Genomic DNA, 14,428 nt, shown 5'->3' on the forward strand with positions numbered 1-14,428 from the left:
CAGAGCAGAGCAGAGCAGAGCAGAGCAGAGCAGAGCAGAGCAGAGCAGAGCAGAGCAGAGCAGAGCAGAGCAGAGCATCGGCCACTGTGGAATAGGAAGAGTGGGTTGGTGGCAGATTTCAGCGCAGATGGTGGGGGGAGGTGACGCCACACCAATGAACCTGATCTACATCTCTCTAGCGGGGCAGATAGCAAGAAGGGAGCCTGAGGCTCCCTTCTTTGTTAGCGGTAATGTGATGGCTGTTGGCTAGAACCAGAAGCCGATGATAAAGGAGCCCGCCAGCGTCAGCATCACGTTGGCCACCGCATAGGTACCGGCATATCCGAGCGCCGGAATGGAGCTGTTGGCTGCCTCGTTGACCACATCCATCGCCGGGGCACAAGTACGGGCACCTGTGATGGCACCGAGCAACAGCGCCGGGTTCATTTTGAGCACCCAGACCCCGAACAGATAGCCTACCAGCACCGGCAAGGTGGTCACCAGCATGCCGGAGAAGAGCACTACCGTACCTACCTCGCTGAGGTGGTCGAGGATGCCGCCACCGGCTTTCAGTCCCGTGCTCACCATAAAGACCGCCAGACCGAGATCCTTGGCCAATCTGAGCGCGCCGGGCGGCACATAGCCGACCGTCGGGTGGTTGGCCCGCAGGTAACCCATCAGAATGCCTGCCAGCAGCAGGCCGACGGCGTTGCCGAGGCCAAACTCGATCTGACCGAACACCAGCGAAACGGAGCCGATCAGCAGGCCCAGCACGAAGAAGGTGGTGAAAGCCACCAGATCTGTGGTCTGGCTGTGGATGCTGATAAAGCCGATCTTGTTGGCCAGCAGTTTGACCCGCTGTTTCTCGCCACTGATCTGCAGCACGTCGCCTTTTTGCAGCATGATGTTGCGATCGAACGGCATCTCGATCTGGGAGCGTACCACCCGGTTGAGGAAGCACCCTTTTTCGGTGAGGTTGAGCTCCACCAGATGGCGGCCTACCACGGAGTCATTCTTTACCACTATCTCTTCGGTGACGATCTGTAGGTCAAGCAGGTTGCGGTCGAACACCTCTTTACCGTTGCGGTAGTTTACATCCAGCTTTTCGTGGCTCTCGGGATAGCCCACTAGGGCGATCTCATCCCCTTCCTGAATGACGGCATCGCCATCGGGACTGGCCAGAATGCCGTTGCGGCGGATCCGCTCTACATAGCAACCGGTATGGGGATAGATGCCGGTCTCTCGCAGGGTACGACCACCTATCCATGCCGCCAGCTCGGGGCCGACCCGATAGGCGCGGATGATGGGTAGATAGGTCTTGCGACTGTCGCTGTCGGAGAGACCCCGCTCACGGGCGATTTTTTGCGCTTCGGTATTGAGATCGAGTCGTGCCAGTGACGGGAGATAGCGCACCACCAGCATCAGACCAACCAGACCCACCAGATAGGTCAGGGCGTAGCCGATGCCCATGTTATCGAGTACCGCCTGCATATCGGTTTGATGGGGCAGGTTGAGCAGACCACTGCGCAGGGCATCCTGTGCACCCACCAGCGCCGGGGTCGATGTGAGGGAACCCGCCAGGATCCCCGCCGCCATGCCTGGCCCCAGATTGAAGAACTTGGCCAGCCCCACTGTCAGCAGCAGAGCTGTCAGCAAGATCACCAGAGTCAGGGTGATGTAGTGGATGCCATCGCGCAGGAAGACGCTGAAGAAGTGGGGGCCAGCCTCAATCCCCACACAGAAGATGAAGAGCATAAAGCCGACGTTTTCTGTGGTGGCAGTAAACTCGAAGCCCATCTGGCCAAACAGCAGGGCGGTAAACAGCACACCTATGGTGTTGCCAATCTGGAAGTTGCCAATCCGCACTTTGCCAAGCAGCAGGCCGAAGGCCAATACCACGAAGAGCAGCAGGGAGTCGCTTTGATGTAGCAGTGTCACGAAATCTATGGTCATGCCCGGAAAAACCGAGGAAAAAAGTGGGGTCGATATTGTGCCGGATCTATCCCCAATAAAGAAGCGCAAGGGTGCGATTAATCGGACGTTATCGGACGCTATCTGTGGAGCCGGCGGCGTGATAGGGAGACAAGTGGAAGAAATCTGGCAATTTTTGCTGTAACCGTCGTTGTCAATTAGTGAAATCTGCTGCCCGCGACCGAAGTGCTCTGGCGCAGGCCGATATTTTAGATTCTGCTGTCCGGCCGCTTGGCGGGGATCAGTTTCAGCAGATTCAACCGATGGCCACCATGGTTGGCTGAGGGGCAAATCAGCTTGATATTTACCCGTTCTCCCACGGGGCATGGGTTGGCAAAAAGATGCCTCTGAAAAGTGCCAATAGAGCCTGTCACCCCGCTGTTCCTGAGGGGGCAAAAAAACAGCATAAAATCAGGTTAGCCAGCAAAATGACTCTTTGCCGGGGGCCATCAAGGGCAATCCCGCGTCCTGACAGGGCTTGCTGCACTTACCCACAGATTCTGTGGATAACCCTGTTTATGAAACTTGTTCATCGCCCTGAAAGCCGCGCCAGTACTGGGATGCAAGGGCTGTTCAAAAAATACCGGAAGAAAAATGTTTGTATAAAAATCAAATAGTTAGATGCGACAGGAGAAAACTCTGTCGAGCCGGGACGGGTAACAAAAGGGAGCGTCAGCAGCAAGAAGGATCTTGTGCATTAAAATTGGCAGAGGAGGGCACTAAAGTGGATAACTTGCACCGAGATGGTGAGGAATTGGCTCCCCCGACTGGACTTGAACCAGTGACATACGGATTAACAGTCCGCCGTTCTACCGACTGAACTACGGGGGAACATCAGGCAAGGAGGAGCATCATACAGAAGGTGTCCGAGGTGGTCAAGCCATTCGCGGGATGATGGCACGGGTGTACCGCTGCCAGCCCCTCGGTTACACTGCTCTCCTGCTGTTTTGTGTCGGGAGTGTTCATGAGCAAATTGTTCAAGTTAGCCAGCCAGTTTCAACCCGCCGGGGATCAGCCCACGGCGATTGCCCAACTGCTGAATGGCATCGAGTCAGGGCTGGCCCATCAGACCCTGCTCGGGGTGACCGGTTCGGGCAAGACCTTCACCATGGCCAACGTCATCGCCACCCTGAACCGCCCGACCATGATCCTGGCTCCCAACAAGACCCTGGCCGCCCAGCTCTATGGTGAAATGAAGGAGTTCTTCCCCGACAACGCGGTGGAGTATTTCGTCTCCTACTACGATTATTACCAGCCCGAAGCCTATGTGCCGACCACCGACACCTTTATAGAGAAGGATGCCTCCATCAACGATCACATCGAGCAGATGCGATTGTCGGCCACCAAGGCGTTGCTGGAGCGGCGCGATGTGGTGATCGTTGCTTCGGTGTCGGCCATCTATGGTCTGGGGGATCCCCAAGCTTATCTGAGCATGATGTTGCATCTCAAAGTGGGGGATGTGATCAACCAGCGGGATATCCTGCGTCGCCTCGCAGAGCTGCAGTACACCCGCAACGACATGGCGTTCCAGCGCGGCACCTTCCGGGTGCGGGGGGAGGTGATCGACATCTACCCCGCCGAATCTGACAAGCTGGCGCTGCGGGTAGAGCTGTTTGATGAAGAGGTGGAGCGCCTCTCCCAGTTCGATCCCCTGACCGGCGCTATCGAGCAGACGGTTGTGCGCTACACCATCTACCCCAAGACCCACTACGCCACCCCGCGCGAGACCATTCTCGGCGCCATCGAGCATATCAAGGAGGAGCTGCGCAGTCGCCGCGAGCAGCTGTTGTCCCTAAACAAGCTGGTGGAAGAGCAGCGCATCAGCCAGCGCACCCAGTTCGACATGGAGATGATGCAGGAGCTGGGTTACTGCTCCGGCATCGAGAACTACAGCCGCTATCTCTCCGGCCGTGCGCCGGGGGAGCCGCCGCCCACCCTGTTTGACTACCTGCCAGGGGATGGCCTGCTCATCATCGATGAGTCCCACGTCACGGTGCCGCAGATTGGCGCCATGTTCAAAGGGGACCGCTCCCGCAAGGAGACCCTGGTGGAGTACGGCTTCCGGCTCCCCTCGGCGCTGGACAACCGGCCGCTCAAGTTCGACGAATTTGAAGCGCTGATGCCGCAGACTGTGTTTGTTTCGGCGACTCCCGGCCCCTACGAGCTGGAGAAGTCCGGCGGCGATGTGGTGCAGCAGGTGGTGCGCCCTACCGGCCTGCTCGATCCGGAGATCGAGGTGCGTCCGGTGACCACTCAGGTGGACGATCTCCTTTCCGAGATCCGCAAGCGGGTCGCCGTCGAGGAGCGGGTGCTGGTTACTACCCTGACCAAGCGGATGGCGGAAGACTTGACCGAGTATCTGGCGGAGCACGACGTCAAGGTGCGCTACCTCCACTCCGATATCGACACGGTCGAGCGGGTGGAGATCATTCGCGATCTGCGCCTCGGCAAGTTCGATGTGCTGGTGGGCATCAACCTGCTGCGGGAAGGTCTCGACATGCCGGAAGTGTCGCTGGTGGCAATTCTGGATGCGGATAAAGAGGGCTTCCTGCGCTCCACTCGCTCGCTGATCCAGACCATCGGCCGGGCGGCGCGTAACCTCAACGGCAAGGTCATTCTCTACGGCGATACCATCACCAACTCGATGAAGGTCGCCATTGAGGAGACCGAGCGGCGCCGCGCCTTGCAGCATGCCCATAACCTCAAGCATGGCATCACCCCCAAAGGGCTCAACAAGTCCATTGGCGATGTGATGGACATGGGAGGCAGCCGCACGGCAGGCAAACCTGGCAAGGGGATGCGCAAGGCGGCCGAGCCGCAAGGGGAATACCATGTCCGCTCAGCCAGCGAGATTGCCAAAGAGATCAAGCGGATGGAGGAGCAGATGTTCCAGCATGCCCGGGATCTGGAGTTCGAACAGGCGGCGGCACTGCGGGATCAGATCCAGCGGTTGCGCAGCGAGTTGATCGAATCATGAGCCGCAAACGCTGGCTGATTTGGCAACGACTTCGTCGTCTCTATCAGGGCTTTCGCCATCCCGGTACCCCCTGGTGGGCGAGGGGGCTGGTGATCCTTATCCTGCTCTATGGCATCAGTCCGGTGGATCTTATCCCTGACGTGGTGCCCTTGCTGGGCTGGTTCGATGATGTGACCCTGCTGCTGGTGTTGCTATGGGGCTGGGAGCGTTGTTTGCCCCCCGCAGTGCGCAGCGATCTGGAACAGGCCTCCTAGTTCACCTTTTCAACAACATACTCGGCTTCTCTCTTTGTGCTCCCACCCTCGAAGGAAGCGGAAAAACGGTTTCATTTGAAGGTGGGCACTGCGGGACAAAAAAGAGGCTGCCCCGGTGATTGTCGCCCGGATGGCATTGGCGTAGACTCCACGCCGTTCACTTTATGGGTATGGAAAAAATGGATCTGATCCTCTTTGCAATCGACTTTATCCTGCACGTTGACGTGCATTTGAAAGAGCTGTTCGAGAACTATGGCGTCTGGGTTTACGCCATCCTGTTTCTGATCATCTTCTGTGAAACAGGGTTGGTAGTGACGCCGTTCCTGCCGGGTGACTCCCTGCTGTTTGCCGCCGGTGCGCTTACCGTGGGCAGTGTGCTGGACGTCCACACCTTGGCGGCCGTGCTGATCATCGCAGCTGTGCTGGGCAACGTGGTCAACTACACCATTGGTCACTTCTTCGGCGAGCAGCTGTTCCGTAACCCGGACTCCAAAATCTTCCGCCGCGACTATCTGGAGAAGACCCACGCTTTCTATGCCAAGCATGGCGGCAAGACCATCATCATCACCCGCTTCCTGCCTATCGTGCGCACCTTTGCGCCGTTCGTTGCAGGGATGGGGGCCATGACCTATCCGCGCTTCCTAGCGTTCAACCTGGTTGGCGGCCTGCTGTGGGTACTCTCCTTCGTCTATGCCGGCCACTTCTTTGGCAATCTGCCGGTGGTGCGTCACAACTTTACCCTGCTGATCTTCGGCATCATCGGTATTTCCCTGTTGCCCATGGTAATTGGCGCGGTCAAGGCCAAGATGAGCACTGCCAGGGCGTAACCAGAAATACGGTCAGCCAGAACGAGAAAGGGGGGAGCCATAATGGCTCCCCCCTTTTATCTCCACACGGCCATGATGATCAGTTGCAGCAACGCCCTTTCACCAGATTGCCGATGGCCACTACGGTGAAGACCAACAGGTAAGCGGCGAAGATGACGACCAGCCACTGGGGCATGGAGTAACCGAAGAACTGCCAGGTGATCTGGGCACAATCCCCTTCCGGCATAAAGAGCCAGGGGAGCCACTGATCGAGCGGAGCCCAGCTCGGGAAGTCGGCAAACGGGCTGCAGACGTTGAACGGGGAGGGGTTGACCTGATAGTCCACATGCTTGAGGGCCAGCTGGAAGCCGCGGAAGGCACTGTAGCCCCACAGCAACATGGCACTCCAGCGAACATACCACTTATCCGGCGCCACCATGCCGAGCAGTCCAGCGGCCAGCACACCCAGGGTCGCCAACCGTTCGTAAACACACATCACGCACGGGGAGAGGCCCAGCACATGCTGGAAGAAGAGGGCGCACAACTCGAGGAACAGGGCTGATGCTGCCAACAGACCCCAGGCCAGCCGATGGGCGGCGATACGGCGGAGAAACTCGATCATCTCATTGATCTCTCAGAAAAAACAGTGGCTGAATTAGAGCAGAGCGGAACCGAAAAGAAAAGGGCCCTGAAAGGGCCCTCGGAAACCGTCGCAACGGATTAATGCAGTGCCGGCTGTACCGCTGGCAACGCACTCTCCATCACCAGCCATCCGTGCTGATAGAACCACTCAGTGGCAGGACCAAGCAGCAATTCGACAGAGAAAAAGCCGATCAGCCCCAGCACCAATGTGTAGGGCAGCGCCATCCAGACCATGCGGCCATAGGAGAGGCGCAGCAGCGGCGCCAATGCCGAGGTGAGCATAAACAGGAAGGCGGCCTGACCATTGGGGGTGGCGACCGATGGCAGGTTGGTACCTGTGTTGATGGCTACCGCCAGCAGATCGAACTGGGCGCGGTCAATGGCGCCATTGAGCAGGGCAGTCTTGACTTCGTTGATGTAGACGGTTCCGACAAAGACGTTGTCACTGACCATGGAGAGCACCCCATTGGCCAGATAGAAGAGAGCCAGCTGGTTCTCCGGCTTGGCAGCCAGTACCAGCTGGATCACCGGCTTGAACAGCTGCTGATCGATGATGACGGCGACCACGCTGAAGAAGACCGCCAGCAGGGCGGTGAAGGGGAGTGCCTCCTGGAAGGCTTTACCCAGCGAGTGCTCCTCGGTGATCCCGGTCAGGGAGGTGGCCAGCACGATGACCGAGAGGCCAATCAGACCAACGGCTGCCAGGTGCATGGCCAGACCGACGATCAGCCAGACCGCAATCAATGCCTGAACGATCAGCTTGGCCTTGTCTTGCGGGCTGCGTTTTGCCTCTTCGTAGCGGTTGTACTCCTCCATGATGGCGCGCACTGTGTCCGGCAAGCGGGCGCCATAGCCAAACCAGCGAAACTGCTCCACCAACACGCAGGTCAGCAGACCGCAGATAAAGACGGGGACGGTCACGGGGGACATGCGAATGGCAAATTCGGCGAAGTTCCAGCTGGCTTGCTCGCCGATGATGAGGTTTTGCGGCTCGCCCACCAGGGTGCAGACACCGCCCAACGCGGTCCCGATAGCGGCATGCATCATCAGGCTGCGGAGGAAGGCGCGAAAATCATCGAGATCCTGGCGATTGCGCTCAGCCACTTCATTATCGTCGGTATGGTCATGGCTGTGACCAAACTCCTTGCCGGAAGAGACCTTGTGATAGATAGCGTAAAAGCCGGTGGCGACGCTGATCACCACGGCAATCACGGTCAGGGCATCGAGAAAAGCTGACAGGAAGGCGGAGACCAGACAGAAGGAGAGGGAGAGCAGGATCTTGGAGCGTACGCCGATCAGCAGCTTGGTGAAGACATAGAGCAGCAGCTGCTTCATGAAATAGATGCCTGCCACCATGAACACCAGCAACAACAGCACTTCGATATTGGCGACCAGCTCGTGCTTGACCTGATCGGCGGAGGTCATGCCGATCAACACGGCTTCGATCGCGAGCAGACCACCCGGTTGCAGGGGGTAGCACTTGAGGGCCATGGCCAGGGTGAAGATAAACTCAACGACCAGTAACCAGCCCGCAATGAAAGGATCAAGGTGGAAGGCAATCGGATTGATCACCAGAAATAGCAAGATGGCGCTTTTATACCACTGTGGTGCATTGCCCAAGAAGTTCTTGGCGAATGCCTGCCCTAGGCTTATTGGCATGATAATGGGTCTCAACTTTGTTGTTAGGATCTGCTTCTATGCAGTCAAGGATGATTCGACCTGTGCCTCCGGATGTTGGCCTTTATCTGTCTGATTCCTCGTGATTTTAATCAAAAAGCGTGACGATTATAAATGATAGCCGATGGATCTCTGCCCATCTGTCTGTTTTATAACCACCTTGTCGGGGTTGGCTGGCTCCCTCGTGGCGATTAGATACATATTCCCAACACTATATTTGCCATATGTGAGCAGAGGACTGACCTTATGCTTGCCAGCCATCATCGCTTTGATATCATTCGTCAGCCTTTTTACGCATTACAACAGAGTCAATTCATGGTTATAAAAGCGCAGAGCCCAGCTGGGTTTGCCGAGGAATACATCATCGAGTCCATCTGGAACAATCGCTTTCCTCCCGGATCTATTCTGCCCGCCGAGCGTGAATTATCCGAGTTGATCGGGGTGACGCGGACTACCTTGCGCGAAGTGCTGCAGCGACTGGCCCGTGATGGCTGGTTGACCATACAGCATGGCAAGCCGACCAAGGTGAACAATTTCTGGGAAACCTCCGGCCTCAATATTCTGGAGACGTTGGCTCGTCTGGATCAGGACAAGGTACCTGATCTGATAGCTCAGCTGCTCTCCGCCCGTACCCATATCTGCACCATCTTTATCCGCGGGGCGATCCGTCACAATCCGGAACAGGCCGCCGAGATCCTGCGTGGTGCCGATGGGGTCGAGAACAACGCTCAGGCTTATGCCGAGTTCGATTATCGCCTGCACCACCAGCTGGCGTTTGCTTCCGGCAATCCGATCTACGCTTTGATCCTGAACGGTTTCAAAGGGTTGTACAGCCGGGTTGGCAGCTACTACTTCTCCGACAAGCAGGCCCGCGAGACCGCAGATGCCTACTACAAGACTCTGCTCAATCTGGCGGAGACCAAGAACCACGAAGCCGTGTTCATGACGGTGCGTCAGTACGGTATCGAGTCCGGCAAGCTGTGGACCCGCCTGCGTCAGGACATGCCAAGCGATCTGTGCGACAACTGATCCCTTGCCTGTGCTGTCCAAGAAACGCGCCATCCGGCGCGTTTTTTTATTCTGCCGTGTTTGTGTCTATCCTAGATTGGTGATGGTAATTGCTTGAACTGCATGGATATTTGGCCAAAAAGCTTGATCCAGCGCAAATGAACCCTGCATTTATCACTTTGGTGGCATAGGACCCAACCGCTGATTGAGGTCAAATGGAGGCATCAAGAGCGGAGCCAATATCCGCCAGAAGGAACACACCTTTCACCGGATGAAGGACACAACAATGAGTCTTCTTGAACACACCATCTGGACAGTACTGGGATACGGGGCCATGCCCTTTATCTTTCTGAGCGGATTCGTGGCGGTGGCAGTGACCTGTTGCATGCTGCTGAATGCGTTCGGGGTACAGTCCGCCGAGAAGTGAGTCGCTTCTCCATGCCGCCAAATGCCAGTCTTCGGACTGGCATTTGTTTTGTGTGTCTTTTAAAGCACTTATCCCGGCAGGGAAGGGGAAATCTTTGGTCAGGATGGTCGAACCTGCCGCCGATTTTGATTACACTGGCGCCCGTATTTCTCACTCACCCTTCTCTTATCAGGGGTTCAAGGTTTTCTATGGCTCTCAAGGCAACCGTATTCAAGGCCCAGATCAGTTTGTCTGATATGGATCGCAATCTGTATCAGGACTTCTCCCTCACGCTGGCGCGCCACCCCTCCGAAACCGATGAGCGGATGATGATCCGGCTGGCGGCTTTTGCCTGGCACGCCGCCGAGCGACTGGAGTTCACCAAGGGATTGAGCGCCGATGACGAACCCGAGCTCTGGTGCAAGAACTACTCGGACGAAATAGAGCTCTGGATCGAGCTGGGCCAACCCGATGAAAAACGGCTGAAAAAGGCCTGTAACCGCGCCCGTCAGGTGGTGCTCTACCTCTACGGCGGTCGTGGTACAGCCGTCTGGTGGAAGCAGAACCAGGGCAAGCTGAGCCAGCATGACAACCTCAGCATCATCGAACTCTCCGACAGCCAGACCCTGCCGCTCACCGCTATGGTCGAGCGTACCATGCAGCTCACTTGCACCATTTCCGATGGTCAGCTCTGGGTCAGTAACGGCGCACTGGAAGTAACGCTGGATCCGGTGGTGCTGATGGGCAAACCGGCCCGCGAACTGTAACGGACGCCGCCCATGTTCAGCGCCCTGCTCAATATCGTCATCCCGGTGTTCGGTGTGGTCGGGCTCGGCGCTCTCTACGGGCGATTGCAACCGGGGGCCGCCCTCGGTTACGTCAATCGGGCCAATATCGAGCTGTTTACCCCGGCGCTGGTCTTCTCCGCGCTGGTCAAGTATCCGCTGGCGCTGGCGGAGCATCTGCCGCTGATTGCGGCGGGGGCGCTGGTTATTCTGTTACCCGGTCTGCTGCTCGCGCTGCTCAAACTCAAAGGGATTGAGCGGGCAGCGCTGATCTTGCCCGCCATGTTCCGAAATACCGGCAATCTCGGTATCCCCTTGATGGTGCTGGCGTTTGGCGAGCAGCAACTGGGGGCCATCGTGATCCTTTTTGTGCTCTCCAATCTGCTGCACTTTTCGGTCGGCATGTTTATCCTCTCGGCCAATACCTCCCGCTGGCTATGGCTGCGCAGCCCTGTGTTGTGGGCCGCGCTGGCCGGTTTGCTGGTGGCCAACCTGCACATTACGCTGCCGGAATATGTGGTGACCACGGCCTCGCTGCTCGGCCAGATCTCGGTGCCCCTGATGCTCTTTGCGCTGGGCATTCGCCTGATGGAGGGAGAGCTTGATCACCTTGGCCTCGCGCTCAAGTGCAACCTGCTCTATCTGTTGGCGGGGGGATTGTCGCTGCTGCTGGCGATCTGGCTGTTGCCGCTCAAGACGGAGTGGATCCCGCTGTTGATGTTGTCGGTTTCCTTGCCCCCTGCGGTCTTGAATTACATGCTCTGCGAGCAGTATCACTGCCAGCCGGACAAGGTGGCCAGTATCGTGCTCGGCGGCAATGCCCTCTCTGTGCTGGTGATCCCGCTGGCGGTCTGGCTGGCACTTCATCTGCCCGGCTAAGCCAGATTGCATTGGTGCGACGGTGCGACTCACTGGCCAATTGCTTGATCGAACCGAGTCACAGTCGTTCGCATCTAATCCATGCGATTTCTGTCCAACATTGCCTCCGTGATACATCTGTCGTCCCCGTATCCGGCCCCTGAGCCCCGAGCCTAAGGGTGACAGCTATAGTATGAAAAAGAGCTGACTGACACTGTTCAACCAATGCCAGTGAGGGAAACCGGATGAGCACAAGTGAGCAATCTGATCCTGTGGGGCAGGCAAAATCGCGCTATGACCCGGCATTGCCTACCGGTTATGACTGGCGCAGACACCGCCGTTTTATCCTCAGTGGTGGTGGTTACAAGGCAGAATGCAGCCGTCGCAACTGGTTTCTGGAGTTGCTCAATCCGGTACCCTATGTGGTAGTGCGCGACATAGCCATCGGCGGCATCGGTATTCTGGGGGCCATACGGCTGAAAGAGGGGGATGAGTTGGTGATTGCCATTCCCTCTGGCGAGAAGCTGCGCGGTCTGGTCGTGAGATCCCAGCCAGACCCGCTCTTTCCCAAACTCTATCGCACCGGTATTCGTCTGCATCGATATCCGACGGCCGAGCTGTTTGCCCGCTGGCAAAGTTACATTCAGCCGCAAGATAAAGCGGATTTCGACCATGAGTGTCAAGTCTTGAAACAGGTACGTGGCGCGTGAGCCAAATGCCATTTCAGTGGCTGTTTTCCCCACCTTCAGCATGATTTGTCGATGGATTCCGCAGATCAGCAGGCTTGGCTGTTCCGAGTGGTTTATCTTGCTGCATGTGTTTTCATCTTTATGTTTTTATTGAATTTTATCTGTGCCTCTGAAGTCACGGAGGATACGGATCATTTTCCCTTTTCGTGATCCCCCCCGAAGTAGTTCCCCCTGATATCCCTTAGTATCTGGCCAGCATGACTCCCTTTAGGGGGAGGATAACAAGAACAAAAAGGAATGATGGATGAGATCCGTGAGCAACCAGTGTCTGTTGATGCAGATCCAGCCGACCATCTTGCGCTTTGCCAAGATGCTCGCGAGTGTGCTGCAGCTTGAGGTCGAGATTGTGGATGCCGATATGGTTCGGGTGGCTGGTACCGGGCCCTATGGCAAGTTCTTCGGACGTCAGCTGGAGGGGGATTCCCGCCTGCTGCGCTATGTGATTGATAATCAGCGGGAGAAGATCGTTACCCACACCAGCGATGATCCCGTGTGTGACGGCTGTACCTGCAAGGAGAGCTGCCGTGAGCGCGCCTTCCTCGGGGTGCCCATCATGGTGGACGAGCGCTGCATAGGGGTGATCAGTCTGGTGGCCTTCAGCGACGAGCAGCAGGCGCGCCTCAACAACAATCTGCAGGATGTGTGCGACTATGTGCGCCACATCTCCACTATCTTTGTGGCCAAGTTGCTCGATTCACGCGGGCTGTCGGACGGGGTCAACAAGGTGTTCCTCAATCTGATGACCAACATGGATCAGGGTTGCCTGCTGCTCGATGACAAGAGTCAACTGCTCTACGCCAACGAGGCTGCACTCCATCATCTGGGTTGCCAGCAGGAACAGTTGCAGGGGCGTGAAGTGGGGATCCGTCCGCTCACCTTCTCCCAACATGGGCTGAGTGGTCATCTTCAGCACATCATCACCTTTGAAGGCCGTCAGGAGCTGATCATTGGCCAGCTACACCATGTGCAGGGCCAGCAGCTCTTTCTGATGGCGTTTCACCAGTCCCACTCCGGTCAGGTTCAGGAGCCGGATCCGGATGTGCGGATCGATCAGCTGATCGGCGAGAGCAAACCGATGCGCACCCTCAAGCGGCTGCTGCACCGCATCGCCCAGAGTCCCTCCAGCGTGCTGATCTGTGGCGAGAGTGGCACCGGTAAAGAGGTGGTGGCCCGCGCTGTCCATCGCCTCAGTCCGCGTCAGGACAAGCCTTTTATTGCCATCAACTGTGCCGCCATTCCCGAACAACTGCTGGAGAGCGAGCTGTTTGGTTATGTGAAGGGCTCCTTTACCGGTGCCTCCAGCGGTGGCAAACAGGGCCTGATCCAGGCGGCCCATCAGGGCACCCTGTTCCTTGACGAGATTGGCGACATGCCGCTCACCATGCAGGCCAAGCTGCTGCGGGTGCTGGAGCTGCGGGAGGTGACTCCCATCGGGGCCAGCCGACCGGTACCGGTGGATATTCGCATCATCGCCGCCACTCACCAGCATCTCGATCAATACATCGCCGAAGGGAAGTTTCGTGAAGATCTCTACTATCGCATCAACGTCATCCCCCTCAACCTGCCGCCGCTGCGGGAGCGGGAAGGGGACGTGGAGCTGCTGACCCACTACTTCCTCAGCCTGCACACCAGCCGCATTGGCATTGTCTATCCCGGTCTGGCACCCGAGGTGATGGCGCTGCTCAAGGGGTATCGCTGGCCGGGCAACGTGCGCGAGCTCAGCAACCTCATCGAATATCTGGTCAACGTCAGCCAGGCGGGCGAGGTGATTGACGCCAGCCTGCTGCCCCCCAACATCATCCGCAATCAGGAGCCCCATCACGTCTCCGCCCAGTCGATCCCGGTGACCAATCTGGATGCGGCGTTCAATGTGCCTGCCACAGCGCCCCTCGCCGCCACGCCGGAGAAACTGCCTGAACCCGTCCCTGGTGAGAGCGGCCTTGAGAGCATGGAGAAACAGATGATAGAAGAGACCCTGCAGCGGCTCGGCAACAAGAAACTGGCCGCACAGGCGCTGGGGATTGGGATTGCTACCCTCTATCGCAAGATAAAGAAGTACGAGATTGCCGTGCAGAGCTGAGGCGCTGGCGACATCTATCCGGCCCGTGTCGTTTATCAGACGACACGGGTTTTTTATGGCTCTGTCCCAATTACGTGTTGAAAGGCTAATCTTGAAGTAGGCCATCACCTTGAGGTCTACCATCATGGATACCCCAGCCTTTCAACACCTGTTGTCCCTTTTTCCCCAGTTAACCCTGCGCCAGCGCCGTGTTGCTCAGCAGGAGCTCACTGCACCCCACACCATTACCTCGCTCA

The 14,428-nt window shown here is 57.3% G+C and carries 12 protein-coding genes, 1 tRNA gene and 1 pseudogene; 10 read left to right on the plus strand and 4 right to left on the minus strand.

From position 1 onward, the window contains the following. Positions 1-246: 246 nt before the first annotated feature. A complete protein-coding gene (locus G5182_RS19865) occupies positions 247-1,932 on the minus strand; it encodes an aspartate:alanine antiporter (RefSeq protein WP_069555802.1) in 1,686 nt (561 codons plus the stop codon). A gap of 773 nt (positions 1,933-2,705) precedes the next feature. Next, positions 2,706-2,781 (minus strand) — tRNA-Asn (locus G5182_RS19870). Between the two features lie 133 nt (positions 2,782-2,914). Between G5182_RS19870 and uvrB the strand changes: the two genes are divergently transcribed. The 3 genes from uvrB (at position 2,915) to G5182_RS19885 (ending at position 6,008) form a co-directional block, all read left to right on the plus strand. Further along, a complete protein-coding gene (gene uvrB / locus G5182_RS19875; RefSeq protein WP_421254655.1) occupies positions 2,915-4,927 on the plus strand; it encodes an excinuclease ABC subunit UvrB in 2,013 nt (670 codons plus the stop codon). Then, on the plus strand, positions 4,924-5,181 hold the full coding sequence (locus G5182_RS19880; RefSeq protein WP_005360976.1) for a YkvA family protein: 258 nt from the start codon (positions 4,924-4,926) through the stop codon (positions 5,179-5,181). The genes uvrB and G5182_RS19880 overlap by 4 nt, the downstream gene beginning before the upstream one ends. Positions 5,182-5,360: 179 nt before the next feature. Then, positions 5,361-6,008, plus strand: a complete 648-nt coding sequence (locus G5182_RS19885) for a DedA family protein (protein WP_040069761.1) — start codon at positions 5,361-5,363, stop codon at positions 6,006-6,008. A gap of 79 nt (positions 6,009-6,087) precedes the next feature. On the opposite strand, the gene dsbB is transcribed toward G5182_RS19885, so the two are convergent. Both dsbB and nhaB read right to left on the minus strand, forming a co-directional pair. Then, entirely contained in the window at positions 6,088-6,609 is a 522-nt protein-coding gene (gene dsbB, locus G5182_RS19890; RefSeq protein WP_005336895.1) for a disulfide bond formation protein DsbB, read from the minus strand. A 98-nt stretch (positions 6,610-6,707) separates the two neighbouring features. Next, positions 6,708-8,288: a Na(+)/H(+) antiporter NhaB gene (gene nhaB, locus G5182_RS19895; protein WP_421252344.1), complete on the minus strand. Its 1,581-nt coding sequence runs from the start codon at positions 8,286-8,288 to the stop codon at positions 6,708-6,710. A gap of 333 nt (positions 8,289-8,621) precedes the next feature. Here nhaB and fadR point away from each other — a divergent pair, with 333 nt between their 5' ends. The 7 genes and pseudogenes from fadR to G5182_RS19930 all read left to right on the plus strand — a co-directional run. After that, entirely contained in the window at positions 8,622-9,335 is a 714-nt protein-coding gene (gene fadR / locus G5182_RS19900; RefSeq protein ID WP_026034983.1) for a fatty acid metabolism transcriptional regulator FadR, read from the plus strand. A gap of 265 nt (positions 9,336-9,600) precedes the next feature. Further along, a complete protein-coding gene (locus G5182_RS19905; RefSeq protein ID WP_005345965.1) occupies positions 9,601-9,741 on the plus strand; it encodes a TIGR02808 family protein in 141 nt (46 codons plus the stop codon). Between the two features lie 188 nt (positions 9,742-9,929). Next, complete coding sequence (locus G5182_RS19910; RefSeq protein WP_005352343.1) at positions 9,930-10,487, plus strand: YaeQ family protein; 558 nt, start codon at positions 9,930-9,932, stop codon at positions 10,485-10,487. A gap of 12 nt (positions 10,488-10,499) precedes the next feature. Beyond that, positions 10,500-11,384 carry an AEC family transporter gene (locus G5182_RS19915; RefSeq protein WP_421252343.1) on the plus strand — a complete coding sequence of 295 codons (885 nt, stop codon included), beginning with the start codon at positions 10,500-10,502 and terminating at the stop codon, positions 11,382-11,384. Positions 11,385-11,608: 224 nt separating this feature from the next. Beyond that, positions 11,609-12,073 carry a hypothetical protein gene (locus G5182_RS19920; protein WP_076491525.1) on the plus strand — a complete coding sequence of 155 codons (465 nt, stop codon included), beginning with the start codon at positions 11,609-11,611 and terminating at the stop codon, positions 12,071-12,073. Positions 12,074-12,356: 283 nt separating this feature from the next. Then, entirely contained in the window at positions 12,357-14,192 is a 1,836-nt protein-coding gene (locus tag G5182_RS19925; RefSeq protein ID WP_421254656.1) for a sigma 54-interacting transcriptional regulator, read from the plus strand. A gap of 124 nt (positions 14,193-14,316) precedes the next feature. Then, a pseudogene (locus tag G5182_RS19930) lies at positions 14,317-14,428 on the plus strand (IS1595 family transposase); the annotation flags it as partial.

This window comes from Aeromonas sp. 600948 (assembly GCF_049174875.1).
Lineage (GTDB): Bacteria > Pseudomonadota > Gammaproteobacteria > Enterobacterales > Aeromonadaceae > Aeromonas > Aeromonas veronii_A.

Bases quoted from the DNA above. Each gene is read 5' to 3' on its own strand.
- G5182_RS19865 (WP_069555802.1), bottom strand. From the start codon at position 1,932: ATGACCATAGATTTCGTGACACTGCTACATCAAAGCGACTCCCTGCTG.
- uvrB (WP_421254655.1), top strand. From the start codon at position 2,915: ATGAGCAAATTGTTCAAGTTAGCCAGCCAGTTTCAACCCGCCGGGGAT.
- G5182_RS19880 (WP_005360976.1), top strand. From the start codon at position 4,924: ATGAGCCGCAAACGCTGGCTGATTTGGCAACGACTTCGTCGTCTCTAT.
- G5182_RS19885 (WP_040069761.1), top strand. From the start codon at position 5,361: ATGGATCTGATCCTCTTTGCAATCGACTTTATCCTGCACGTTGACGTG.
- dsbB (WP_005336895.1), bottom strand. From the start codon at position 6,609: ATGATCGAGTTTCTCCGCCGTATCGCCGCCCATCGGCTGGCCTGGGGT.
- nhaB (WP_421252344.1), bottom strand. From the start codon at position 8,288: ATGCCAATAAGCCTAGGGCAGGCATTCGCCAAGAACTTCTTGGGCAAT.
- fadR (WP_026034983.1), top strand. From the start codon at position 8,622: ATGGTTATAAAAGCGCAGAGCCCAGCTGGGTTTGCCGAGGAATACATC.
- G5182_RS19905 (WP_005345965.1), top strand. From the start codon at position 9,601: ATGAGTCTTCTTGAACACACCATCTGGACAGTACTGGGATACGGGGCC.
- G5182_RS19910 (WP_005352343.1), top strand. From the start codon at position 9,930: ATGGCTCTCAAGGCAACCGTATTCAAGGCCCAGATCAGTTTGTCTGAT.
- G5182_RS19915 (WP_421252343.1), top strand. From the start codon at position 10,500: ATGTTCAGCGCCCTGCTCAATATCGTCATCCCGGTGTTCGGTGTGGTC.
- G5182_RS19920 (WP_076491525.1), top strand. From the start codon at position 11,609: ATGAGCACAAGTGAGCAATCTGATCCTGTGGGGCAGGCAAAATCGCGC.
- G5182_RS19925 (WP_421254656.1), top strand. From the start codon at position 12,357: ATGAGATCCGTGAGCAACCAGTGTCTGTTGATGCAGATCCAGCCGACC.